The 22,188-nt window shown below is 61.3% G+C and carries 20 protein-coding genes; 12 read left to right on the top strand and 8 right to left on the bottom strand.

Translation table 11 applies throughout. From position 1 onward, the window contains the following. Positions 1-5: 5 nt before the first annotated feature. Positions 6-1,079 carry a 3-deoxy-7-phosphoheptulonate synthase gene (locus H3H51_RS13680; RefSeq protein WP_183089608.1) on the bottom strand — a complete coding sequence of 358 codons (1,074 nt, stop codon included), beginning with the start codon at positions 1,077-1,079 and terminating at the stop codon, positions 6-8. A 137-nt stretch (positions 1,080-1,216) separates the two neighbouring features. After that, a complete protein-coding gene (locus tag H3H51_RS13675; protein ID WP_183089607.1) occupies positions 1,217-1,636 on the bottom strand; it encodes a PilZ domain-containing protein in 420 nt (139 codons plus the stop codon). Here H3H51_RS13675 and H3H51_RS13670 point away from each other — a divergent pair. The 4 genes from H3H51_RS13670 (at position 1,635) to cysB (ending at position 4,687) form a co-directional block, all read left to right on the top strand. Then, positions 1,635-2,021 carry a thioredoxin family protein gene (locus H3H51_RS13670; protein WP_183089606.1) on the top strand — a complete coding sequence of 129 codons (387 nt, stop codon included), beginning with the start codon at positions 1,635-1,637 and terminating at the stop codon, positions 2,019-2,021. The two genes, H3H51_RS13675 and H3H51_RS13670, sit on opposite strands and share 2 nt — an antisense overlap. 66 nt (positions 2,022-2,087) lie before the next feature. Beyond that, the gene (locus H3H51_RS13665; RefSeq protein ID WP_183089605.1) at positions 2,088-2,993 is read left to right on the top strand and encodes a 5'-nucleotidase; all 906 of its coding nucleotides are present in this window, start codon (positions 2,088-2,090) and stop codon (positions 2,991-2,993) included. Positions 2,994-3,084: 91 nt separating this feature from the next. Beyond that, complete coding sequence (locus H3H51_RS13660) at positions 3,085-3,585, top strand: universal stress protein (protein WP_183089604.1); 501 nt, start codon at positions 3,085-3,087, stop codon at positions 3,583-3,585. A 127-nt stretch (positions 3,586-3,712) separates the two neighbouring features. Beyond that, a complete protein-coding gene (gene cysB, locus H3H51_RS13655; RefSeq protein WP_183089603.1) occupies positions 3,713-4,687 on the top strand; it encodes an HTH-type transcriptional regulator CysB in 975 nt (324 codons plus the stop codon). Positions 4,688-4,740: 53 nt separating this feature from the next. Here the strand turns inward: cysB and H3H51_RS13650 are convergent, their stop codons facing one another. Then, on the bottom strand, positions 4,741-5,361 hold the full coding sequence (locus H3H51_RS13650) for a phosphoadenosine phosphosulfate reductase domain-containing protein (RefSeq protein WP_183089602.1): 621 nt from the start codon (positions 5,359-5,361) through the stop codon (positions 4,741-4,743). A 145-nt stretch (positions 5,362-5,506) separates the two neighbouring features. Between H3H51_RS13650 and thrH the strand changes: the two genes are divergently transcribed. Further along, positions 5,507-6,124, top strand: coding sequence for a bifunctional phosphoserine phosphatase/homoserine phosphotransferase ThrH (gene thrH, locus H3H51_RS13645; RefSeq protein ID WP_183089601.1), 618 nt, complete (start codon positions 5,507-5,509; stop codon positions 6,122-6,124). A 64-nt stretch (positions 6,125-6,188) separates the two neighbouring features. Here thrH and pabB read toward each other — a convergent pair whose 3' ends face one another. From pabB to rloA, 4 genes are all read right to left on the bottom strand, one after another. Further along, positions 6,189-7,541, bottom strand: a complete 1,353-nt coding sequence (gene pabB, locus H3H51_RS13640; RefSeq protein ID WP_183089600.1) for an aminodeoxychorismate synthase component I — start codon at positions 7,539-7,541, stop codon at positions 6,189-6,191. A 94-nt stretch (positions 7,542-7,635) separates the two neighbouring features. Continuing rightward, the gene (locus tag H3H51_RS13635; protein ID WP_183089599.1) at positions 7,636-8,622 is read right to left on the bottom strand and encodes an alpha-L-glutamate ligase-like protein; all 987 of its coding nucleotides are present in this window, start codon (positions 8,620-8,622) and stop codon (positions 7,636-7,638) included. A gap of 4 nt (positions 8,623-8,626) precedes the next feature. Beyond that, on the bottom strand, positions 8,627-10,153 hold the full coding sequence (rloB, locus tag H3H51_RS13630) for an osmotic stress tolerance membrane protein RloB (RefSeq protein ID WP_183089598.1): 1,527 nt from the start codon (positions 10,151-10,153) through the stop codon (positions 8,627-8,629). A gap of 5 nt (positions 10,154-10,158) precedes the next feature. Next, entirely contained in the window at positions 10,159-10,695 is a 537-nt protein-coding gene (gene rloA, locus H3H51_RS13625; RefSeq protein WP_183089597.1) for a retropepsin-like aspartic peptidase RloA, read from the bottom strand. Between the two features lie 290 nt (positions 10,696-10,985). Between rloA and H3H51_RS13620 the strand changes: the two genes are divergently transcribed. The 5 genes from H3H51_RS13620 to prpF all read left to right on the top strand — a co-directional run bounded on the left by H3H51_RS13620 (position 10,986) and on the right by prpF (position 17,692). Beyond that, positions 10,986-11,717, top strand: a complete 732-nt coding sequence (locus tag H3H51_RS13620) for a GntR family transcriptional regulator (RefSeq protein ID WP_183089881.1) — start codon at positions 10,986-10,988, stop codon at positions 11,715-11,717. Then, positions 11,714-12,598 (top strand): methylisocitrate lyase, encoded by an 885-nt coding sequence (gene prpB, locus H3H51_RS13615; protein ID WP_183089596.1) that lies wholly within the window; start codon positions 11,714-11,716, stop codon positions 12,596-12,598. The genes H3H51_RS13620 and prpB overlap by 4 nt, the downstream gene beginning before the upstream one ends. A gap of 70 nt (positions 12,599-12,668) precedes the next feature. Then, a complete protein-coding gene (gene prpC, locus H3H51_RS13610; protein ID WP_183089595.1) occupies positions 12,669-13,832 on the top strand; it encodes a bifunctional 2-methylcitrate synthase/citrate synthase in 1,164 nt (387 codons plus the stop codon). Positions 13,833-13,845: 13 nt separating this feature from the next. Beyond that, entirely contained in the window at positions 13,846-16,455 is a 2,610-nt protein-coding gene (gene acnD, locus H3H51_RS13605) for a Fe/S-dependent 2-methylisocitrate dehydratase AcnD (protein WP_183089880.1), read from the top strand. A 49-nt stretch (positions 16,456-16,504) separates the two neighbouring features. Further along, positions 16,505-17,692, top strand: coding sequence for a 2-methylaconitate cis-trans isomerase PrpF (gene prpF, locus H3H51_RS13600; protein ID WP_183089594.1), 1,188 nt, complete (start codon positions 16,505-16,507; stop codon positions 17,690-17,692). A 54-nt stretch (positions 17,693-17,746) separates the two neighbouring features. Here the strand turns inward: prpF and ppsR are convergent, their stop codons facing one another. Continuing rightward, positions 17,747-18,565 carry a posphoenolpyruvate synthetase regulatory kinase/phosphorylase PpsR gene (gene ppsR, locus H3H51_RS13595; RefSeq protein ID WP_183089593.1) on the bottom strand — a complete coding sequence of 273 codons (819 nt, stop codon included), beginning with the start codon at positions 18,563-18,565 and terminating at the stop codon, positions 17,747-17,749. A gap of 155 nt (positions 18,566-18,720) precedes the next feature. Here ppsR and ppsA point away from each other — a divergent pair, with 155 nt between their 5' ends. Beyond that, entirely contained in the window at positions 18,721-21,093 is a 2,373-nt protein-coding gene (ppsA, locus tag H3H51_RS13590) for a phosphoenolpyruvate synthase (RefSeq protein ID WP_183089592.1), read from the top strand. A 62-nt stretch (positions 21,094-21,155) separates the two neighbouring features. After that, entirely contained in the window at positions 21,156-22,124 is a 969-nt protein-coding gene (locus H3H51_RS13585; protein ID WP_183089591.1) for an alpha/beta fold hydrolase, read from the top strand. Positions 22,125-22,188 lie beyond the last annotated feature (64 nt).

The following is a 22,188-nucleotide window of genomic DNA, read 5'->3' as shown; positions in this document are numbered from 1 at the left end:
TTGAATCAGCGCTGGCGCTTGGGCAGTACGTCCTTGAGCTTGGCGTGCATGCTGCGCAGAGTCTTCTCGGTAGCATCCCAGTCGATACAGGCATCGGTGATGGATACGCCGTACTTGAGGTCGCAGAGGTCCTTGGGGATCGACTGGCTGCCCCAGCCCAGGTGGCTTTCCACCATCAAACCTACGATGGAGTTATTGCCTTCGAGGATCTGGTTGGCCACGTTCTCCATGACCAGCGGTTGCAGAGCCGGATCCTTGTTGGAGTTGGCGTGGCTGCAGTCGACCATCACGTTCGGACGGATCTTGGCCTTGGCCAGCTCCTGTTCGCAGATCGCCACGCTCACCGAGTCATAGTTCGGCTTGCCGTTGCCGCCGCGCAGTACCACGTGGCCGTAGGCGTTGCCTTTGGTGGTGACGATGGACACGCCACCTTCCTGGTTGATACCGAGGAAACGGTGCGGGCTGGAGACTGACTGCAGGGCGTTGATCGCCACGGTCAGGCCGCCGTCGGTGCCATTCTTGAAGCCGACCGCCGAGGATAGGCCGGAGGCCATCTCGCGGTGGGTCTGCGATTCGGTGGTGCGGGCGCCAATGGCCGACCAGCTGATCAGGTCCTGCAGGTACTGCGGGGAGATCGGGTCGAGCGCCTCGGTGGCGGTCGGTAGGCCCATTTCGGCCAGGTCGCGCAGCAGCTGGCGACCAATGTGCAGGCCGTCCTGGATCTTGAACGAGTCATCCAGGTACGGGTCGTTGATCAGGCCTTTCCAGCCGACCGTGGTGCGCGGCTTCTCGAAATACACGCGCATGACCAGGAACAGGCTGTCCGAAACCTCTTCTGCCAGCACCTTGAGACGCTCGGCGTACTCGTGGGCAGCCTTGATATCGTGGATTGAGCAGGGCCCAACCACCACGAACAGGCGGTGATCCTTGCCGTCGAGGATATTGCGCACGACTTCGCGGCCGTGGGCGACGGTGCGTTGGGCGGCTTCGGTAAGGGGGATCTCGCGCTTGAGCTGCGCCGGGGTGATCAGGGTTTCGTTGGATGAAACGTTGAGATCGTCGATCGGTAAATCAGCCATCGTGTTACTCATCAGGTCACGGGTGCCGGGCGCCACAGGCACCGCTTCGTTATAGGCGCAGCAGGGAAGCGGAACCTTAGCGCGTTACGGGCCGGCTCGACAATGGGCGAAGGGGCTTTAAGTAGACAGCGCTAGGGCTAGGTGAACGTGGCGTTGGAGAACTCGGCGGCGTGCAGGGCGATCCATTCGCAGGCAATGGTTTCCACGGGGATGGCTTCACCCAGCTCCAGCTCGCGCTGGTGGCGGTAGTGCTCGATCTGGCAGACCTGCTCGACCATGCGGGCGCGAAACAGGGTTTCTTCGTCAATAAAGGCAATGCCGACCAGATAATCGCCCGGCTGTTTTCGGCACCAGGCGACTACGCCGGGATAGCTGGCCTGATCGCCGAGCATGGGAATGCGCAACTCGACCGCCGTGCCTTTGCGAAAGCCTTTGCTCGAATTGCATGCCACTCCGCCGAGGCTGATATTGTGCAGCCTCTGTCGTGGTAGAAACGCATGTTTGCGCTGAACCAGCTCCACAGGCATATCGCTTGGGTGACGTAAAAAACGACGCATGTTGACTACTCCGGATGCCACTCTTTTGACATCACTGGCTATCAGTATAGTGCCGAGTCTCGAACTGACCGATTTTGACGCCGACCAGCGGCTGTTGGAGCTACCAGGCACCTCGTTGGTGATATTCACCAGCACAGGTTGTGCCAGTTGCCGCTGGGCGCGCCGCGAGCTGCCTGGCATGGGCCTGGCGATCGATCGCCTGTGCTGGGTAGATGCAGGGGAAAATGGTGGTTTGGTCCAGCGCTATGGGGTTTTCCACTTGCCAGGCCTGTTTCTGGTTCGCGATGGTCAGTTCTTTGGCGCTTTGCAGTCTCGCCTGAGCCGCTTCGAGCTCGACAGTGCGGTGCGGCACGCTCTGGTGCTGGAACCCGACGAGCTACCGTGAATACAGGGTAATGCAGGCTGCCTTCATGGCCTGTTGTACGTTCTGAGTGGATGTTGAGGGCCTGTCATGAACAAGGGGTTGGGCGACAAGCTGGTCGTGGCAATTTCTTCGCGGGCGTTGTTCGACCTGAGTGAGAGCCATCGCATCTACGAACGCGAAGGGGTTGAGGCGTACCGCCAGTACCAGATCGATCATGAGGATGAGGTCCTCATGCCAGGCGATGCCTTTCTTCTGGTCGAGAAGTTGCTCAGCCTAAATGCTGATCTCGAGCAGACGCGGGTCGAAGTGGTGCTGGTTTCACGCAACAGCGCCGATACTGGCCTGCGCGTGTTCAACTCCATTCAGCACTATGGTCTGGATATTTCTCGTGCTGCCTTTGTCGGTGGTCGCAGTCCCTATCCGTATCTGGCTGCTTTCGGCAGTCACCTGTTTCTTTCAACCCATGCCGAGGATGTACGCAGCGCCCTGGATGCCGGGTTTGCTGCGGCTACCATTCTGTCCGGCGGGGCGCATCGGGCCGCCAGCAGCGAGCTGCGCTTCGCGTTCGATGGCGATGCCGTGCTGTTTTCCGACGAATCTGAGCGGGTCTACCAGCAAGGTGGTCTGGAGGCTTTTCAGACTCACGAAAGGGCTTCTGCTCGTGAGCTGCTCGGTGGCGGGCCGTTCAAGCCCTTTCTCTATGCGCTCAATCGCCTGCAGCGCCAGTTCGACCAAGACCGTTGCCCCATACGAACCGCTTTGGTTACCGCGCGTTCGGCTCCGGCCCATGAGCGGGTCATTCGCACGCTGCGCGAGTGGGATATCCGTCTGGATGAGTCGCTGTTTCTTGGCGGGCTGGAGAAAGCTGCCTTTCTGGAGGCTTTCGCGGCCGATGTGTTCTTTGACGACCAACCCGGTCACTGCGAAAAAGCGCGCGAAGTGGTTGCTACCGGCCATGTGCCCCATGGCGTGAGCAACGAACAACAGGCCTAGCCACCCGTCTGCTGCCCGGGCCCTGGGCTTGCGCTGGCGGACGCGCTGCTAAGCTCAGAGCAGGGCGCTGGCGGGAAGTCCCGGAGGCCGCATGTTTCGCTCGATTCTATATGCCACTGACCTTGGCCTTTACGCGCCGTATGTTCTGCAGCACGCCATGACGCTGGCGCGGGCGTACCAGGCAGAGCTCTATGTGGTGCACGCGGTGGAGCCCATGGGGCTGTTCGCCGAGTCGGTTCTGCAAACCTATCTCGATGACAAAACCATGGAAGAGCTGCGTAGCAAAGGCCTGAGCACGGTCATGGCGAGCATCGAGCAGCGCGTGCTTGAAGGCTTTCGCGATGAGCTGGGAGAGCTGCAGCAGGATATCGAAGTGATCCGCAACGTACGTGTGATACAGGGCGATCCAGCGCGGGTGATTCTCGAGGAAGCGCGGAAACTCGGGGTGGATTTGCTGGTCGTAGGCAGTCACAGCCATGGCGGCGCACAGGACACGGCATTGGGGCGTACGGCCCTGCGTGTGTTGCAGTTGGCGGAGATTCCGGTGTATCTGGTGCCCATGCTGCAGCACCGGAGTCGCGCAGACTTATGACGAATCGTTAGACGAACGGCGTGCAGAACTCAAAAAATCGTCTAGTTTTATTCCTTGAACCATTAATATGGTTATATAACGCCGCTGCCAAATTCAGACAGCGTCTATCTGCTTTTGAGGGATATTTATGAAGCTGCAGCAATTGCGCTACATCTGGGAAGTGGCGCACCACGATCTCAACGTCTCGGCCACGGCGCAGAGTCTGTATACCTCGCAACCGGGTATCAGCAAGCAGATCCGCCTGCTCGAAGACGAACTGGGTGTCGAGGTTTTCGCCCGCAGCGGCAAGCACCTGACGCGCGTGACGCCAGCAGGTGAGCGCATCATCACCACAGCCGGTGAGATCCTGCGCAAGGTCGAGAGCATCAAGCAGATCGCCCAGGAGTTCTCCAACGAGAAGAAGGGCACGCTGTCGATCGCGACCACGCACACCCAGGCGCGCTATGCGTTGCCACCGATCATTAGCAGCTTCATCAAGCAGTATCCTGACGTGGCCCTGCACATGCACCAGGGCACGCCAATGCAGATCGCCGAAATGGCGGCGGACGGCACCGTCGATTTCGCCATTGCCACTGAGGCGCTGGAGCTGTTCGGTGATCTGGTGATGATGCCGTGCTATCGCTGGAACCGTTGCGTGGTCGTGCCGCAAGGTCATCCGCTGACCAAGCTGCCGAAGCTGACCCTGGAAGCCCTGGCTGAACACCCGATCGTCACCTATGTATTCGGTTTCACCGGGCGCTCCAAGCTGGACGAAGCGTTCAGTCACAAGGGCCTGACCCCCAAAGTGGTGTTCACTGCAGCGGACGCCGACGTTATCAAGACTTACGTACGTCTGGGGCTGGGTGTGGGTATCGTGGCGCGCATGGCGGTCGACCCCAAGCTCGACAGCGATCTGGTGGTGCTGGATGCCAGCGATCTGTTCGAATCCAGCGTGACCAAGATCGGTTTCCGTCGCGGCACCTTCCTGCGTGGTTTCATGTGCGACTTCATCGAGAAGTTCGCGCCGCACCTGACGCGCGAAATCATGGCCAAGGCTGTGCAGTGCCACACCAAGGCTGAGCTGGACGAGCTGTTCGATGGCGTGAAGCTGCCGACCTTCTGAGTATCAGAGAAAGCAAAAGGGCGCCGAATGGCGCCCTTTTTTATTGGCAGCGATCAGTGGCTCAGATGCAGGCCGCACTCGCGATTGTCTTCGCCCTTGGTCGGGTCGAAGTAGTCGAAGTTGTTTGGCAGGTCGTGCTTCACCAGGTACTCGTACAGCTCCTTGGAACTCCAGTGCAGCAACGGTGCAACCTTGATCAGGCCGTCCGGGTTGATGCTGACCGGATCCATTTGCGCGCGTACGGCGGTATCGGTGGCACGCAGCGCGGTGAACCAGACCTGTGGAGCGGCTTCGCGCAGGGCGCGGGCGAATGGCTCCAGCTTGACCTCGGCGGTGAAGGCCTCGTGACGCGGGTCATCCAGCGCCGGTACCGGACCGTCGATAGCTTCGCGGTGGGCACGCGAGCGCAGCGGCAGGTAAGTCTTCAGGTTCAGGTTGAGCTTCTTGCTGACTTCGTCGGCGAACTGATAGGTCGCCTCGGTGTTGTAGCCGTTGTCCATCCAGATCACCTGGATGTCCGGGTTGACGCGGGTGACCATGTGCAGGATGACCGCTTCGAAAGGGCGGAAATTGGTGGTGCAGATCGCGGTCTTACCCAGGCCAAGCGCCCATTCCACGAGTTTCTCGGCGTCTTTTCCGAGTTCGGAGTTGATGCGATCCAGATCGAACGTCATCGGTGTGGCCCTTTCGGTTGGCGGTGAATTCAAGGGCACAAATGGTATCAGCCTGACGCCCTGTCAACCACCGGTGGCGCGGTTTACCTGCGCCACGCCATGCTGATAAAGTGCCGGCCCTCGAACAGCCTATTTGGAGTAGCCCGTGGAAATCGCCTGCCTCGACCTCGAAGGTGTATTGGTTCCGGAAATCTGGATCGCCTTCGCCGAAAAAACCGGAATCGAGGCGCTCAAGGCCACAACCCGGGATATTCCAGATTACGACGTGCTGATGAAGCAGCGCCTGCGCATCCTCGACGAGCATGGCCTGAAACTGGCCGACATCCAGGAAGTGATCGCCACCCTCAAGCCGCTGGAAGGCGCCGTTGAGTTTGTCGACTGGCTGCGCGAGCGCTTCCAGGTCGTCATCCTGTCGGACACCTTCTATGAGTTCTCCCAGCCGCTGATGCGTCAACTGGGCTTCCCGGCATTGCTGTGCCACAAGCTGATCACCGACGAGACTGATCGTGTGGTGGGCTACCAACTGCGCCAGAAAGACCCTAAGCGCCAGTCGGTCATTGCCTTCAAGAGCCTGTACTACCGTGTGATCGCCGCCGGCGACTCGTACAACGACACCACCATGCTCAGCGAAGCCCATGCCGGCATCCTGTTCCATGCGCCGGACAACGTGATTCGCGAGTTTCCGCAGTTCCCGGCGGTGCACACCTATGAAGACCTCAAGCGCGAGTTCCTCAAGGCGTCGGTGCGTGAGCTGAGCCTGTAAGGTTTCGCTACGCCGATAAGCAACAAGGCCCGCTCATGTGGGCCTTGTCGTTTCTGCCGGTTGGCTAGAAGCCGGAAATCTGTTCCAGGGTCTGCAGCAGGACTTTTACTTTGGTGATCGACTCTTGGTACTCGGCCTGCCAGTCCGAATCGGCAACGATGCCGCCGCCACCCCAGCAGCTGACCTGGCCATCCTTCACCAGTAGGCTGCGGATGGCGATGGAGCTGTCCAGTTCGCCGCGCACATCCAGATACAGCAGGGAGCCGCAATAGAGGCTGCGCTGGGTCGACTCCAGCTCGTCGATGATCTGCATGGCGCGGATCTTCGGTGCGCCGGTGATCGAGCCGCCAGGGAAGCTGCCGGCGACCAGGTCCAGCGCATCCTTGCCTTCGGCGAGCTCGCCGATAACCGAGCTGACCAGATGGTGCACGTTGGGGTAGCTCTCCAGAGCGAACAGCTCTGGCACTTGCACCGAGCCGATACGGCAGCTGCGCCCCAGGTCGTTGCGCAGCAGGTCGACAATCATCAGGTTCTCGGCGCGATCCTTGGGGCTGGCCAGCAGCTCGGCTGCCTGAGTGCGGTCTTCGGCGGGCGTGGTGCCGCGCGGACGGGTGCCTTTGATCGGCCGGGTCTCGACGCGGCCACGGCTGACTTGCAGGTAGCGCTCAGGGGACAGGCTGAGAATGGCGCCGCCGCCGTCCAGTGTCTGGAACCCTGCGAATGGGGTAGGGCACGCCTGGCGCAAGGCCTGGTAGGCGCTCCAGGCGTCGCCTGTACAAGGTGCCTGAAAACGCTGGGTGAAGTTGACCTGATAGCAGTCGCCCGCCTGGATATACGCCTGGATGCGTTGAATCGCTTGCCGATAGTCGTCTTGTGTCAGGTTGGCCCTGAACGGCTGCAGCAACTGGAAGGGGGCTGCGGGTTCGATTGCAACGGCTTCGAACAGGTCACGCAGGCGTTCACGCTCGGTTTCAGCTAATGCCGGATGGAACAGCAGCTGGCTGGTCTGTAGCTGGTGATCGCTGATCAGGGCCCAGGCATACAGGCCAAAACTGGCAGGAGTCAGCCCCAGATCGTCTCGGGTCGGTTGGGGCAGTGGTTCGATGCGCCGGCCGAAATCATAGGCCAGGTAACCAATCAGACCGCCCGTAAAGGGCAGCTCGACATCGCCGGGCGCTTCGGCAGGGCCTAAGTTAGCGAGGCCATCGCGCAGGCGCTGGAAGAAGGCGTCGGCCATTTCGTCAGCGGCTGGGCTGTAGCGCTCCACTGGCCAGGCGCTGAGCAGATCGAAACGCCCGCGCTCGGCGTGTGGCCGGCCAGCATCCAGCAGCACGGCTCCGGGCGCCTGGCGGATGGCGGCGAAGTAGTGGGCTGGGTCGGCCCGATAGGGCAGTGGGTGCAGGTGACAGGTATTCATGCGCGCGGTTTGGCCAGGCTGGGGCAGCGATTGTAGAGCCCGCGCCCACAATGAAAAAGCCCGGCAGTGCCGGGCTCGTTCAATGCGGGGCTGATCAGATTTCCGCCGGTTTCACATGGCCGAACAACTGCTGGGAGAAGCGTACGCGATCTTCCACGCTTTCCGTCACATCGTTCTTGGCGAACTCGGCGATCCGCGCTTCTACGGCGTGGGCGCGATGGGTCAGGCCGCAGTCGTTGGCGATCTGGATGTTCAGGCCAGGGCGGGCGTTGAGCTCGAGGATCAGCGGGCCCTTTTCCTGGTCCAGCACCATGTCCACACCGATGTAGCCCAGGCCGCACAGCTCATAGCAACCGGCCGCGAGCTTCATGAAGCCGTCCCAGTTGGGCAGCTGCACGCCATCCACTGCGTTGGTGGTGTCCGGGTGTTTGCTGATCTTGTTGTTCAGCCAGGTGCCGCGCAAGGTCAGGCCGGTAGCCAGGTCGACACCGACGCCGATGGCGCCTTGGTGCAGGTTGGCCTTGCCGTTGGACTGGCGAGTCGGCAGACGCAGCATGGCCATCACCGGGTAGCCCATCAGCACGATGATGCGGATGTCCGGCACGCCTTCGTAGCTGATGCTCTTGAAGATCGGGTCCGGCGTTACCCGGTATTCGATCAGCGCGCGGTCGCGGTGGCCACCGAGCGAGTAGAGGCCGGTCAGGATACTGGAGAGCTGATGCTCGATGTCTTCCTGGGTGACGATCTTGCCGGAGACGGTCTTGTAGCGACCCTCGAAGCGGTCAGCGATCACCAGGATGCCGTCACCGCCGGCGCCTTGTGCCGGCTTGATCACGAAATCGCTGCGTCCGGCGATGATCTCGTCGAACTTTTCGATTTCCTTCTCGGTGGAGATGATCCCGTAAAGCTCCGGCACATGAATGCCGGCCAGGATCGCACGCTCCTTGGTGATGATCTTGTCGTCGACGATGGGGTACAGGTGCCGTTTGTTGTACTTCAGCACGTAGTCCGCGTTACGCCGGTTGATGCCCATGATGCCTTTGGCTTCGAGGGCTTTCCATCTCTTGATCAGACCGAACATGGGCTCAATCCTTCAGGAAGGCTTTGAAGCGGAACAATTCGGTCAGGCGATAGCCGCGGTAGCGACCCATTGCCAGCATGAAGCCCACCATGACCAGCAGCACGGCCGGGAAGGTGAAGATGAAGTAGGTCAGCTCCGGCACGGTCATCAGCAGGTGCGCCAGGGTGGCAGCGAACAGGGTACCGACCGCGACCTTGAAGGCATGCGAGGCGCCGCGTTCTTCCCAGGTGATCGATAGGCGTTCGATGGTCATGGTCAGGATCACCATCGGGAACAGGGCGACGGACAGGCCGCGCTCCAGGCCCAATTTGTGGCTGAGCAGGCTGATCACGGCGATCAGCACCACCACGAAGGTCAGCACCACCGATAGCCTTGGCAGCATCTGCAGCTTCAAGTGCTCAAGGTACGAACGTAGTGAGAGGCCGAGGGCGGTAATGATGGTGAACAGCGCGATGCCGAAGCCCAGCTGGGTCTCGCGGAAGGCCAGGGCGATCAGTACCGGGGTAAAGGTGCCGAGGGTCTGCAGGCCACCGAGGTTGCGCAGGATCAGGATCACCAGCACGCCGATCGGGATCATGATCATGATCTGGTAGGTCTGCTGGGTTTGCAGCGGCAGGCCGTACAGCGAGTATTCGAGGAAATCGACGTCGGTATTCTCGTCGGTCAGCTTGGCCAGGCGAATGGCGTTCATTTCGCTGTTGTTGAGGGTGAAGGTCACTTGCGCCTTCTTGCCGCCTTCCAGTTTCACCAGTGGGTCATCACCGGTCCACCAGACCAGGCGATCAGCGGGCAGGCCTTGCTCGCCGGTATCCGGGTTGAAGTACAGCCAGTTCTCGCCGTTGAAGCTGCGCAGCCACAGTTCCGGGCTTTGTGGCAGGTCACTGGCAAGGACGATGGCGTGTACGCGCTCCATCGGTACGTGGGCGATGGATAGCAGCAGCTCAATGATGCGGGCCTTGTTCGGCGACGAGGTGTCGCCGGCCATCAGCAGCTTGACGTTGTCGTCATTGAGATTGTTGACACGTTTGATGGTTTCGCTGATGAAGGTTTCGATATCCGCCGAGTGCTGGCGAATCGGCGCCAGCAGGGCTTCTGCGGCGATCTTCTCGGCGCCATCCACCGGAATGCTGTCACGGTAGATCGGGCCCTTGGCCTTGGCAGGTTCACCGCTGTAACGCTTGGTCAGTACCAGGCGGTAGTAGAGGGTCTGGTTGCCATTGGCCCGGCGCGCCGACCAGGTCACGTTACGGTTGCCATCGGTACGGTTGATGCTGAAACCGTAGTTATTCGAGATGAAGCTCTCGTTGAGGCTGACGTAGTTCTGGTTCAGCGGCGGCACGAACATCTGCACCTTGACCGGTTCGTGCGGGCTGGCCTGGAACTCGACTTTGGCGTCGATGTTCCACAGGTCATCAGTCTCGTCCTCGGTCACCGGGATGCCGAGATAGAAGATCTGGTAGGCCGTAACCAGAATGCCCACGGTCACCAGCAGGGTGATAAGGACTTTCAGATGCAGGGTCAAGGATCGCATGAGTATTACTCGGCAGCGGTGGTGTCTGGGGTGCAGGCGGGTTTGCCGGCAGCGTATTTGAGGCTTGGGTCGACCAGTGCGTCCAGGCGTTTGAGCGCCTCGGAGCCGATCAGTAGCGGGTATTGGAATGCACTGCGGTCGGTCAGGTTCACTTCGATGCTGCGGCGGGCCTTGCCCATGCACACTTCAAGCTCGATGACCGGCCGCGCGGTGTAGCTTTTGCCTTCTTCCGGGTCGAAATCACCGGAGCGGCGCTTGATCTTGCTGATGCGCGCGAGCGGGCGTTCGATCGGGTGGCTGTGGGCATCATCGATCGCCAGGTAGAAGCGCACCCAGGTCTCGCCGTCACGTTTGAAGCGTTTGATGTCACGGGCGCTGAGGGAGGCGGTTTTGGCACCGGTATCGAGTTTGGCGGCGACTTGCAGGTCGAGGTCGGCCAGGCTGACGTATTCGTTCAGGCCATACACGGTCTTTTCGGCGGCGAGACTGAGGCCGGGAAGCAAGGCGCAACAGAGCAGAAGGGCGAAGGGCTCGAGTCTCATAAATCCTGTGAGTAGTCGCGTCGTCGGGGCTGGTGACCGTGGCTGGGTAGTGCCGCCGGCCAAAACAGTCTAGCAGGCATGGCAAAGGTCCCGCCCGGCGCATGCGGTGGGCATTCTAACATGGGGTTTTTCTGCTGTGACAGACGCTTATGTGCGTTTCTGCAGGTTGAGTAGCGGATTTGTCGTCGCTCAAGCGGCCAGCAAAGTGTCGACAATCCTGTTTTTATGTTTGACGTAAATACTGATTGAGGCGTAATTTTCGCCAATCAAATAAAACAGTGTCGACAATGATGCTTGAGCTTTCCGATCCGATCAGCCCCGAGCAGGATGAATCCGGCACCCTGGCCGAGGGTGTGTTTCGCCGCATCCAGGCTGCCATCGTGCGTGGCGAGATCGCGCCTGGCAGCAAGATCTCCGAGCCGGAACTGGCGCGCACCTATGGCATCAGTCGTGGCCCGCTACGCGAGGCCATTCACCGCCTGGAGGGCCAGCGCCTGCTGGTGCGTGTACCGCATGTCGGTGCGCGGGTTGTGTCGCTGAGCCATAGCGAGTTGATCGAACTCTACGAAATCCGCGAATCGCTCGAAGGCATGGCCTGCCGCCTGGCTGCCGAGCGCATGACCCAGGGCGAGATCGATGAACTGCGCCGGGTGCTCGACCTGCATGAGCAGGATGCTGCGTTCCAGGCTGGCGTCGGTTATTACCAGCAGGAGGGCGATTTCGATTTTCATTACAAGATCATCCAGGGCAGCGGCAACAAGACCCTGACCCAGATGCTCTGCGGCGAGCTGTATCAGTTGGTGCGCATGTACCGCTTGCAGTTCTCGGCCACGCCGAACCGCCCGCGCCACGCCTTCAACGAGCACCACCGCATTCTCGACGCAATTTCCGAGCGCGACGGCGAGCTAGCCGAGCTGCTGATGCGTCGTCATATCGCTGCGTCCAAACGCAATATCGAGCGCCATTTCATTGCCCAGACAGGGCAGGGCGCCACTCCTTCAACAGCACGAGGTGAAGCATGAGTTCGAACACTCCCGGTCAACGTTTCCGCGACGCAGTTGCCAGCGAACACCCGCTGCAAGTCATCGGCGCCATCAACGCCAACCATGCGCTGCTGGCCAAACGTGCCGGCTTCAAGGCTATTTACCTGTCCGGTGGCGGCGTCGCGGCTGGCTCCCTGGGCCTGCCAGACCTGGGCATTACCGGCCTGGACGACGTGCTCACCGACGTGCGTCGCATCACTGACGTCTGCGACCTGCCGCTGCTGGTGGATGTCGACACCGGTTTCGGGGCCTCGGCGTTCAACGTCGCGCGTACCGTGAAGTCGATGATCAAGTTCGGCGCCGCCGCTATCCATATCGAAGACCAGGTCGGCGCCAAGCGCTGCGGTCATCGCCCTAATAAGGAGATTGTCACCCAGCAGGAGATGGTCGACCGCATCAAGGCGGCCGTGGATGCGCGTACCGACGATAGCTTTGTGATCATGGCACGTACCGACGCCCTGGCCGTTGAAGGCCTGAACTCGGCGCTGGATCGTGCTGCCGCCTGCATCGAAGCTGGGGCCGACATGATCTTCCCAGAGGCCATTACTGAGCTGGCGATGTACAAGACCTTCGCCGACCGCGTGAAGGCGCCGATCCTGGCCAATATCACCGAGTTCGGCGCCACGCCGCTGTACACCACCGAAGAGCTGGCCTCGGTTGACGTCGGCCTGGTGCTGTACCCGTTGTCGGCCTTCCGCGCGATGAACAAGGCGGCGGAAAACGTCTACAACGCCGTACGCCGCGATGGCACCCAGAAGAATGTGGTCGACACCATGCAGACCCGCATGGAGCTCTACGAGCGCATCAACTATCACGCCTTCGAGCAAAGCCTCGACGCGTTGTTTGCCGCCAAAAAATAACCGGAACGCAGGTCTTAGCCGCCTGCGTAATAAGAACTACCCGACCGGATCGGATGAGGAGAGATAAGCGATGAGTGCAACCCCAGAAACCGTCACCCCAGGCTTCAAGCCAAAGAAATCCGTGGCCCTGAGTGGCACCGCAGCCGGCAATACCGCCCTGTGCACCGTCGGCCGTACCGGCAACGACCTGCACTACCGCGGCTACGACGTACTCGACTTCGCCAACCGCTGCGACTTCGAAGAAATCGCCCACCTGCTGGTGCACGGCAAACTGCCGAATGCGGCCGAGCTGACTGCCTACAAGACCAAACTCAAGGCCCTGCGTGGCATTCCGGCTGCGCTGAAAGCGTCCCTCGAGCAACTGCCGCCGTCCGCTCATCCGATGGACGTGATGCGCACCGCGGTGTCCGTGCTGGGTTGCGTGTCGCCGGAAAAGGACGACCACAACCATCCGGGCGCCCGTGACATCGCCGACAAGCTGATGGCCTCTCTGGGCTCGGCCTTGCTGTACTGGTACCACTTCAGCCACAACGGCAAACGCATCGACGTGGAAACCGACGACGACTCCATCGGTGGCCATTTCCTCCACCTGCTGCACGGCGAAAAACCGCGCGAGTCGTGGGTGCGCGCCATGCACACCTCGCTCAACCTGTATGCCGAGCATGAGTTCAACGCCTCCACCTTTACCTCGCGGGTGATTGCCGGCACCGGCTCCGACATGCACTCCTGCATCGCTGGCGCTATTGGCGCGCTGCGCGGCCCGAAACACGGTGGCGCCAACGAAGTGGCCTTCGAGATCCAGAAGCGCTACGACAACCCGGACGAAGCCGAGGCCGATATCCGCGCCCGGGTCGAGAAGAAGGAAGTGGTGATCGGCTTTGGCCACCCGGTGTACACCGTCGCCGACCCGCGCAACAAGGTGATCAAGGAAGTGGCGCGCGAGCTGTCCGCCGAGCAGAGCAACAGCAAGATGTTCGACATCGCCGAGCGCCTGGAAACCATCATGTGGGACATCAAGAAGATGTTCCCCAACCTCGATTGGTTCAGCGCCGTCAGCTACCACATGATGGGTGTGCCAACGGCCATGTTCACCCCACTGTTCGTGATTGCCCGCACCTCCGGCTGGTCGTCCCACGTGATCGAACAACGTATCGACGGCAAGATCATTCGCCCGAGCGCCAACTACACAGGCCCTGAAGACCTGAAGTTCGTGCCGCTCAAGGATCGCCCATAACATGAGCATCCAGATGAACAGCCAATACCGTAAAAACCTGCCCGGCAGCGTGCTGGACTACTTCGATACCAGTGAAGCGGTCGATGCCATCGAGCCCGGCGCCTACGCCAAGTTGCCCTACACCTCGCGCGTGCTGGCCGAGCAGTTGGTGCGTCGCTGCGAGCCGGAGGCTTTGACCGACTCGCTCAAGCAGCTGATCGAGCGCAAGCGTGATCTGGACTTCCCCTGGTACCCGGCCCGCGTGGTCTGCCACGACATCCTCGGCCAGACTGCGCTGGTCGACCTGGCCGGTCTGCGCGATGCGATTGCCGAGAAGGGGGGCGACCCGGCCAAGGTCAACCCGGTGGTGCCGACTCAGCTGATCGTCGATCACTCGCTGGCCGTGGAGTTCGGTGGCTTCGACCCGGACGCGTTCGAGAAGAACCGTGCAGTGGAAGAGCGCCGCAACGAGGACCGTTTCCACTTTATCGAGTGGACCAAGACCGCGTTCAAGAACGTCGACGTGATCCCGGCCGGCAACGGCATCATGCACCAGATCAACCTGGAGAAAATGAGCCCGGTGATCCAGGCGCGTGATGGCGTGGCCTACCCGGATACCTGCGTCGGCACCGACAGCCACACCCCGCACGTCGACGCCCTGGGCGTGATCGCCATCGGCGTTGGTGGCCTGGAAGCCGAGACCGTGATGCTGGGCCTGCCGTCGATGATGCGCCTGCCCGATATCGTCGGCGTGGAGCTGACTGGCAAGCGCCAGCCCGGCATCACTGCCACCGATATAGTCCTGGCCATCACCGAGTTCCTGCGCAAGGAACGCGTGGTCGGCGCCTGGGTCGAGTTCTTCGGCGCGGGGGCGGACAGCCTGTCGATCGGCGACCGTGCGACCATCTCCAACATGTGCCCGGAATACGGCGCCACCGCCTCGATGTTCTACATCGACCAGCAGACCATCGACTACCTCAAGCTCACCGGTCGCGAGCCGGAGCCGGTGGCGCTGGTGGAGCAGTACGCCAAGCTCACCGGCCTGTGGGCCGATGCGTTGGTGACCGCTGAATACGAGCGGGTGCTGAGCTTCGACCTGTCCACCGTGGTACGCAACATGGCTGGGCCGAGCAACCCGCACAAGCGCCTGCCGACTTCTGCATTGCAGGAGCGCGGCATCGCTGGCGACGCCATGCTGGCCGCGGCCAAGGTCGAGGAAGCCGACGGCCTGCTGCCGGATGGCGCAGTGATCATCGCCGCCATTACCAGTTGCACCAATACGTCCAACCCGCGTAACGTGGTCGCTGCCGGTCTGCTGGCGAAGAAGGCCAATGCCCTCGGCCTGCTGCGCAAACCATGGGTCAAGACCTCGTTCGCGCCTGGCTCTAAAGTCGCCAAGCTGTATCTGGAGGACGCCGGCCTGCTGAGCGAGCTGGAACAGCTCGGCTTCGGCATCGTCGCTTACGCCTGCACTACCTGTAATGGCATGTCCGGTGCGCTGGACCCGGTGATCCAGCAGGAAATCATCGACCGCGACCTGTATGCCACCGCCGTACTCTCCGGTAACCGCAACTTCGATGGCCGTATCCACCCGTACGCCAAGCAGGCCTTCCTGGCCTCGCCGCCGCTGGTAGTGGCTTACGCCATCGCCGGTACTGTGCGCTTCGATATCGAGCAGGATGTGCTGGGTACCGACAAGAACGGCAACCCGATCACCCTGAAGGACCTGTGGCCGAGCGACGAAGAGATCGACGCCATTGTCGCCGCCTCGGTGAAGCCGGAGCAGTTCAAGCAGATCTACATCCCGATGTTCGATCTGGGCACTATCGAGGAAGCGGAAAGCCCGCTGTACGACTGGCGCCCAATGTCCACCTACATCCGCCGCCCGCCGTACTGGGAAGGTGCACTGGCCGGTGAGCGCACGCTCAAGGGCATGCTGCCGCTGGCGATCCTGCCGGACAACATCACCACCGATCACCTGTCGCCGTCCAACGCCATCCTGCTGGATTCGGCCGCTGGTGAGTACCTGCACAAAATGGGTCTGCCGGAAGAGGACTTCAACTCCTACGCCACCCACCGTGGCGACCACCTGACCGCCCAGCGCGCCACCTTCGCCAACCCGCAACTGGTGAACGAAATGGCCGTGGTCGACGGGGCGGTGAAGAAGGGCTCGCTGGCGCGTGTCGAGCCGGAAGGCAAAGTGATGCGCATGTGGGAAGCGATCGAAACCTACATGAACCGCAAGCAGAACCTGATCATCGTCGCCGGTGCCGACTACGGTCAGGGCTCGTCCCGTGACTGGGCGGCCAAGGGCGTGCGCCTGGCCGGCGTGGAAGTGATCGTCGCCGAAGGCTTCGAGCGCATTCACCGTACCAACCTGGTCGGCATGGGCGTGCTGCCGGTCGAGTTCAAACCGGGCACCACCCGCCTGACTCTCGGCCTCGACGGCACCGAGACCTATGACATCCAGGGCGATGTGTCGCCGCGCTGCGATCTGACTCTGGTGGTCAATCGCCGTAATGGTGAAGTGGTCAAGGTCCCGGTGACCTGCCGCCTGGACACCGCTGCCGAAGTTCATGTCTACAAGGCGGGCGGCGTGCTGCAGCGCTTCGCCCAGGACTTCCTCGAGTCGTCCCAAGGCTGATGTATTACCGGGGCGGCAACGCCCCGGTCTTCTTTCAGGAGAGTGCTTTATGGCTCATGCAGCCCAGATCAAGATTCCCGCCACCTATATGCGTGGCGGCACCAGCAAGGGCGTATTCTTCCGACTGCAAGACTTGCCCGAAAGCTGCCAGGTACCGGGCACCGCCCGTGACCGCCTGTTCATGCGGGTGATCGGCAGCCCCGACCCCTACGCAGCGCAGATCGACGGCATGGGTGGCGCCACGTCCAGCACCAGCAAGTGCGTGATCCTGTCGAAAAGCAGCCAGCCGGATCATGACGTCGATTACCTCTACGGCCAGGTCTCGATCGACAAAGCCTTCGTCGACTGGAGTGGCAACTGCGGCAACCTCTCCACCGGCGCTGGCGCCTTTGCGCTGCATGCCGGGTTGGTCGACCCGGCGCGCATCCCGAAAAACGGCGTGTGCGTGGTGCGGATCTGGCAGGCCAATATCCAGAAAACCATCATTGCCCATGTGCCGGTCAGCAATGGCCAGGTGCAGGAAACTGGCGATTTCGAGCTGGACGGGGTGACCTTCCCGGCGGCGGAGATCGTGCTGGAGTTTCTCGACCCGTCCGATGACGGCGAGGAGGGCGGTTCGATGTTCCCCACCGGTAATTTGGTTGATGACCTAGACGTGCCTGGTGTGGGCACCTTCAAGGCGACCATGATCACCGCCGGTATTCCCACTGTGTTCGTCAACGCCGAAGAGATTGGCTACAAAGGCACCGAGCTGCGCGAAGACATCAACGGCAACCCCGAGGCGCTGGCGCGTTTCGAGGCCATTCGTGTGGCCGGTGCGCTACGTATGGGGCTGATCAAGCACGCCGACGAGGCGCTAACCCGTCAGCACACGCCGAAGGTCGCCTTCGTGACCAAGGCGCAGGACTACAAAGCGTCTAGCGGCAAGACCGTGCAGGGCGGCGAGGTCGATCTGCTGGTGCGCGCGCTGTCCATGGGCAAGCTGCACCACGCCATGATGGGTACCTGCGCGGTGGCCATTGGCACGGCGGCGGCAATTCCCGGCACCCTGGTCAACCTCGCGGCTGGCGGTGGCGCGCGTACGGCGGTGCGCTTCGGGCATCCGTCCGGCACCTTGCGGGTCGGCGCCGAGGCGGCTCAAGTAAACGGCGAGTGGACGGTGACCAAGGCGATCATGAGCCGCAGCGCGCGCATCCTGATGGAAGGCTGGGTACGCGTACCGGGCGATGCCGTCTGAAGAATGAAAAAGCCCGGCGCTGGGCCGGGCTTTTGCTGAACTGTAACGCCAGCGTTACTTGAGGCGGCGTTCCACGCCTTTTTCCACGAGTATCTTGGCGGAAATCTCTTCCACCGAGAAATGCGTGGAGTTGATGTACGGGATGTTTTCGCGGCGGAACAGGTTCTCCACCTCGCGCACCTCGAACTCGCACTGGGCAAAGCTGGCGTAGCGGCTGTTGGGTTTGCGCTCGTGACGGATGGCCGTAAGCCGGTCCGGGTCGATGGTCAGGCCGAACAGCTTGTGTTTGTAGGGTTTAAGGGCGGCTGGCAGCTGCAGGCGCTCCATGTCTTCTTCGGTCAGCGGGTAGTTGGCTGCACGAATACCGAATTGCATGGCCATATACAGGCAGGTGGGCGTCTTTCCGCACCGAGAAACACCGACCAGAATCAGATCGGCCTTGTCGTAGTAGTGAGTGCGGGCGCCGTCGTCGTTGTCGAGGGCGAAGTTCACCGCCTCGATCCGTTCCATGTAGTTGCTGCTGCTGGCTATGGAGTGGGACTTGCCCACCGAGTAGGACGAATGGGAGCTGAGCTCCTGTTCCAGGGGGGCGAGAAAGGTGGAGAAAATGTCGATCATGAAACCGTCGGACTGGCCCAGGATGTCGCGAATTTCCTGGTTTACCACGGTGTCGAAGATGATCGGGCGCACGCCGTCTTTCTCGGCAGCTGTATTGATTTGTTGTACCATGGCGCGCGCCTTGTCCACGCTGTCTATATAGGGGCGCGTGAGCTTGGTGAAGCCGATAGTGTCGAATTGTGCCAGCAGGCTCTGGCCGAGGGTCTCGGCGGTAATGCCGGTGCCGTCGGAGATGAAGAAAGCGGTTCGTTTCATTTGCACCAGAGGCCTTAAGTCAGGAACGATTCTTGGCTATCATAGGCCCCCTTTGTCGGGCCCGTACTGGCCGGCATTGTGACTTATTTCCTTGAGGCAAAGCCAGAATGCAGCTCGCCTGCAGCGGCTTGGCCAAGCACAGTGGAGAGTTCACCTTGGTAGAGTACGTAGTTCCCCTCGATAAGCTCGGCGTCCACGATGTGGAGCATGTAGGGGGCAAAAACGCATCCCTGGGCGAAATGATCAGCAACCTGGCCGGTGCTGGTGTCTCTGTCCCTGGCGGTTTCGCTACTACCGCGCAGGCCTACCGTGACTTCCTTGATCTGAGTGGCTTGAACGATCGTATCCACGCCGCGCTCGACGCGCTGGATGTTGACGACGTCAATGCCTTGGCCAAAACCGGTGCGCAGATCCGCCAATGGATCATGGACGCCGAGTTCCCCGAGCGCCTCAACAGCGAAATCCGCACGGCCTTCGCCGCGATGGCGGGTGACAACGCCAATATGGCGGTCGCCGTACGTTCCTCGGCTACCGCCGAAGACCTGCCGGACGCTTCTTTCGCCGGCCAGCAGGAAACCTTCCTGAACATCCGCGGCGTGGAAAACGTGATCCGCGCGGCCAAGGAAGTCTTCGCCTCGCTGTTCAACGACCGCGCCATCGCCTACCGCGTGCACCAGGGCTTCGACCACAAACTGGTTGCCCTGTCTGCCGGTGTGCAGCGCATGGTCCGCTCGGAAACCGGTACCGCCGGCGTGATGTTCACCCTGGATACCGAATCCGGCTTCCGTGACGTGGTGTTCATCACCGGTGCCTATGGCCTCGGCGAGACCGTGGTGCAGGGCGCAGTGAACCCGGATGAGTTCTACGTACACAAGCAAACCCTGGAAGCGGGCCGTCCGGCCATCCTGCGCCGCAACCTGGGTAGCAAAGCCATCAAGATGATCTACGGCGAAGAAGCCAAGGCGGGCAAGTCGGTGAAAACCGTCGATGTCGACCGCGCTGATCGTGCGCGCTTCTGCCTCAGCGATGCCGAAGTCACCGAGCTGGCCAAGCAGGCGCTGATCATCGAGAAGCACTACGGCCGCCCGATGGATATCGAGTGGGCCAAAGACGGCGACGACAACCAGCTGTACATCGTCCAGGCCCGTCCGGAAACCGTGAAAAGCCGCGCCAGCGCTACCGTGATGGAACGCTACCTGCTGAAAGAGAAGGGCACCGTCCTGGTTGAAGGTCGTGCCATCGGCCAGAAGATCGGCGCCGGCAAGGTGCGGGTCATCCAGGACGTGTCCGAAATGGACAAGGTCCAACCGGGCGACGTGCTGGTTTCCGACATGACCGACCCGGACTGGGAACCCGTGATGAAGCGCGCCAGCGCCATCGTCACCAACCGTGGCGGGCGTACCTGCCATGCGGCGATCATCGCCCGTGAGCTGGGTATCCCGGCGGTAGTCGGTTGCGGCAACGCGACCCAGGTTCTTCGCGATGGCCAGGGCGTTACCGTTTCCTGTGCTGAAGGCGACACCGGTTTCATCTTCGAGGGTGAACTGGGCTTCGACATCCGCAAGAACTCCGTGGATGCAATGCCGGACCTGTCGTTCAAAATCATGATGAACGTCGGCAACCCGGATCGTGCCTTCGACTTCGCCCAGCTGCCCAACGCCGGTGTCGGCTTGGCGCGTCTCGAGTTCATCATCAACCGCATGATCGGCGTGCACCCCAAGGCGCTGCTGAACTACGCAGGCCTGCCGGCCGAGATCAAGGACAGCGTCGACAAACGCATTGCCGGTTACAACGATCCGGTTGGCTTCTATGTCGAGAAGCTAGTCGAGGGCATCAGCACCCTGGCTGCGGCCTTCTGGCCGAAGAAAGTCATCGTGCGCCTGTCGGACTTCAAGTCCAACGAATACGCCAACCTGATCGGCGGCAAGCTGTACGAGCCGGAGGAAGAAAACCCGATGCTGGGCTTCCGTGGCGCTTCGCGTTACATCAGCGAGTCGTTCCGCGATTGCTTCGAGCTGGAATGCCGTGCGCTGAAGAAAGTCCGCAATGAAATGGGCCTGACCAACGTCGAGATCATGGTGCCGTTCGTGCGTACCCTGGGCGAGGCCAGCCAGGTCGTTGACCTGCTCGCAGCCAACGGCCTGGCCCGCGGCCAGGATGGCCTGAAGGTCATCATGATGTGCGAGCTGCCGTCCAACGCGATCCTGGCCGAAGAGTTCCTCGAGTTCTTCGACGGTTTCTCCATCGGTTCCAACGATCTGACCCAGCTGACCCTGGGTCTGGATCGTGACTCCGGCATCGTTGCGCACCTGTTCGACGAACGTAATCCGGCGGTGAAGAAGCTGCTCAGCAATGCCATCCAGGCCTGCAACAAGGCCGGCAAGTACATCGGTATCTGCGGTCAGGGCCCATCGGATCACCCGGACCTGGCGCGCTGGCTGATGGAGCAGGGCATCGAAAGCGTTTCGTTGAACCCGGACTCGGTGCTGGACACCTGGTTCTTCCTCGCGGAAACCCAGCCGGCCTAAGCTCAACACCATCTCCACCAAAGGGCGGAAGCGATTCCGCCCTTTTTTGTGCAAGACCCACTATGCAAAGCAGTAGCGAATTGTTCCCCGTTGCCCTGGTCAGTGCCGAGCTGCGCGCCGACCTGAGCGAGGATGTGTATCGCCTGAAACCAGGCAACAGCCCGGATTATTCCGTCGAGCTGGCCTTGACCCGTCTCGGCTTGGCCGATCAGCCGCAACGCGGTGTGCCGGTGATTCTGCTACATGGCAGTTTTTCCAATCGGCGCTTCTGGTATTCGCCCAAGGGCATCGGACTCGGCCCACAACTGGCGCGTGCCGGGTTTGATGTGTGGATCGCCGAGATGCGCGGCCACGGCCTGTCCCCGCGCAACCAGGCTTACAGTCGCAATACCGTGGCCGATTACGCACGTTATGACTTGCCGGCTATCGCGGCCTTTGTCTGCGAGCAAAGCGGTCAGGCACCACACTGGATTGGTCACTCACTGGGTGGCATTACCTTGGCTGCGGCGCTGGGTGGTCACTACCTGGATAGCCAGACTGCCGCATCGGTGGCGCTGTTCGGTAGCCAGGTCAGTCGCATCTACTGGCCGCTCAAGGTGCCGCCGGTGGAGTGGAGTAGCCGGTTGCTGCTCAAGGGCTTTCACCATATCTCCGGCTCGCGCTTCAAGCGCGGCCCCGAGGATGAGCCAATTGGCTTGGCACTAGAGAGTTTGCGCTGGCACCGCCTGTTTGGCCGTTTTGGCGACAGCGAGCGCAACTGGTGGGCCGGTTTGGCCGATGTCCAGGTCCCGTTGCTTGCAGTGACTGCCGCGGGCGATACGCAAGACCCGGCCTGGGCCTGCCGCAAGCTGGCCGACCAGTTCGTTTCGGCGCCACACAGTTACCTGTGTCTGGCCAAGGACAAGGGCTTTTCCAGCGACTACGGGCACGTTGAAATGCTGGTCAGCAAGGAAGCTCAGCGGGAAGTCTGGCCCCTGGTCGAACACTGGCTGCAAGCAGGGCAATTGCCCGAAGGTGTGGCGCACGACTGAAGTTACAAGCGCCCAGGCATGCGGCTAAGATGTGACACATTCAGGCTTGCTGGTCATTTCCGGC

It is taken from the genome of Aquipseudomonas ullengensis (assembly GCF_014174475.1).
GTDB lineage: Bacteria > Pseudomonadota > Gammaproteobacteria > Pseudomonadales > Pseudomonadaceae > Aquipseudomonas > Aquipseudomonas ullengensis.
The sequence above is the reverse complement of the archived record's forward strand: the minus strand, read 5'-3'. Positions and strand labels throughout refer to the sequence as shown.

Coding starts and splice junctions, on each gene's coding strand:
- H3H51_RS13680 (WP_183089608.1), bottom strand. CDS start 1,079: ATGGCTGATTTACCGATCGACGATCTCAACGTTTCATCCAACGAAACC.
- H3H51_RS13670 (WP_183089606.1), top strand. CDS start 1,635: ATGTTGACTACTCCGGATGCCACTCTTTTGACATCACTGGCTATCAGT.
- H3H51_RS13675 (WP_183089607.1), bottom strand. CDS start 1,636: ATGCGTCGTTTTTTACGTCACCCAAGCGATATGCCTGTGGAGCTGGTT.
- H3H51_RS13665 (WP_183089605.1), top strand. CDS start 2,088: ATGAACAAGGGGTTGGGCGACAAGCTGGTCGTGGCAATTTCTTCGCGG.
- H3H51_RS13660 (WP_183089604.1), top strand. CDS start 3,085: ATGTTTCGCTCGATTCTATATGCCACTGACCTTGGCCTTTACGCGCCG.
- cysB (WP_183089603.1), top strand. CDS start 3,713: ATGAAGCTGCAGCAATTGCGCTACATCTGGGAAGTGGCGCACCACGAT.
- H3H51_RS13650 (WP_183089602.1), bottom strand. CDS start 5,361: ATGACGTTCGATCTGGATCGCATCAACTCCGAACTCGGAAAAGACGCC.
- pabB (WP_183089600.1), bottom strand. CDS start 7,541: ATGAATACCTGTCACCTGCACCCACTGCCCTATCGGGCCGACCCAGCC.
- H3H51_RS13635 (WP_183089599.1), bottom strand. CDS start 8,622: ATGTTCGGTCTGATCAAGAGATGGAAAGCCCTCGAAGCCAAAGGCATC.
- rloB (WP_183089598.1), bottom strand. CDS start 10,153: ATGCGATCCTTGACCCTGCATCTGAAAGTCCTTATCACCCTGCTGGTG.
- rloA (WP_183089597.1), bottom strand. CDS start 10,695: ATGAGACTCGAGCCCTTCGCCCTTCTGCTCTGTTGCGCCTTGCTTCCC.
- H3H51_RS13620 (WP_183089881.1), top strand. CDS start 10,986: ATGCTTGAGCTTTCCGATCCGATCAGCCCCGAGCAGGATGAATCCGGC.
- prpB (WP_183089596.1), top strand. CDS start 11,714: ATGAGTTCGAACACTCCCGGTCAACGTTTCCGCGACGCAGTTGCCAGC.
- prpC (WP_183089595.1), top strand. CDS start 12,669: ATGAGTGCAACCCCAGAAACCGTCACCCCAGGCTTCAAGCCAAAGAAA.
- acnD (WP_183089880.1), top strand. CDS start 13,846: ATGAACAGCCAATACCGTAAAAACCTGCCCGGCAGCGTGCTGGACTAC.
- prpF (WP_183089594.1), top strand. CDS start 16,505: ATGGCTCATGCAGCCCAGATCAAGATTCCCGCCACCTATATGCGTGGC.
- ppsR (WP_183089593.1), bottom strand. CDS start 18,565: ATGAAACGAACCGCTTTCTTCATCTCCGACGGCACCGGCATTACCGCC.
- H3H51_RS13585 (WP_183089591.1), top strand. CDS start 21,156: ATGCAAAGCAGTAGCGAATTGTTCCCCGTTGCCCTGGTCAGTGCCGAG.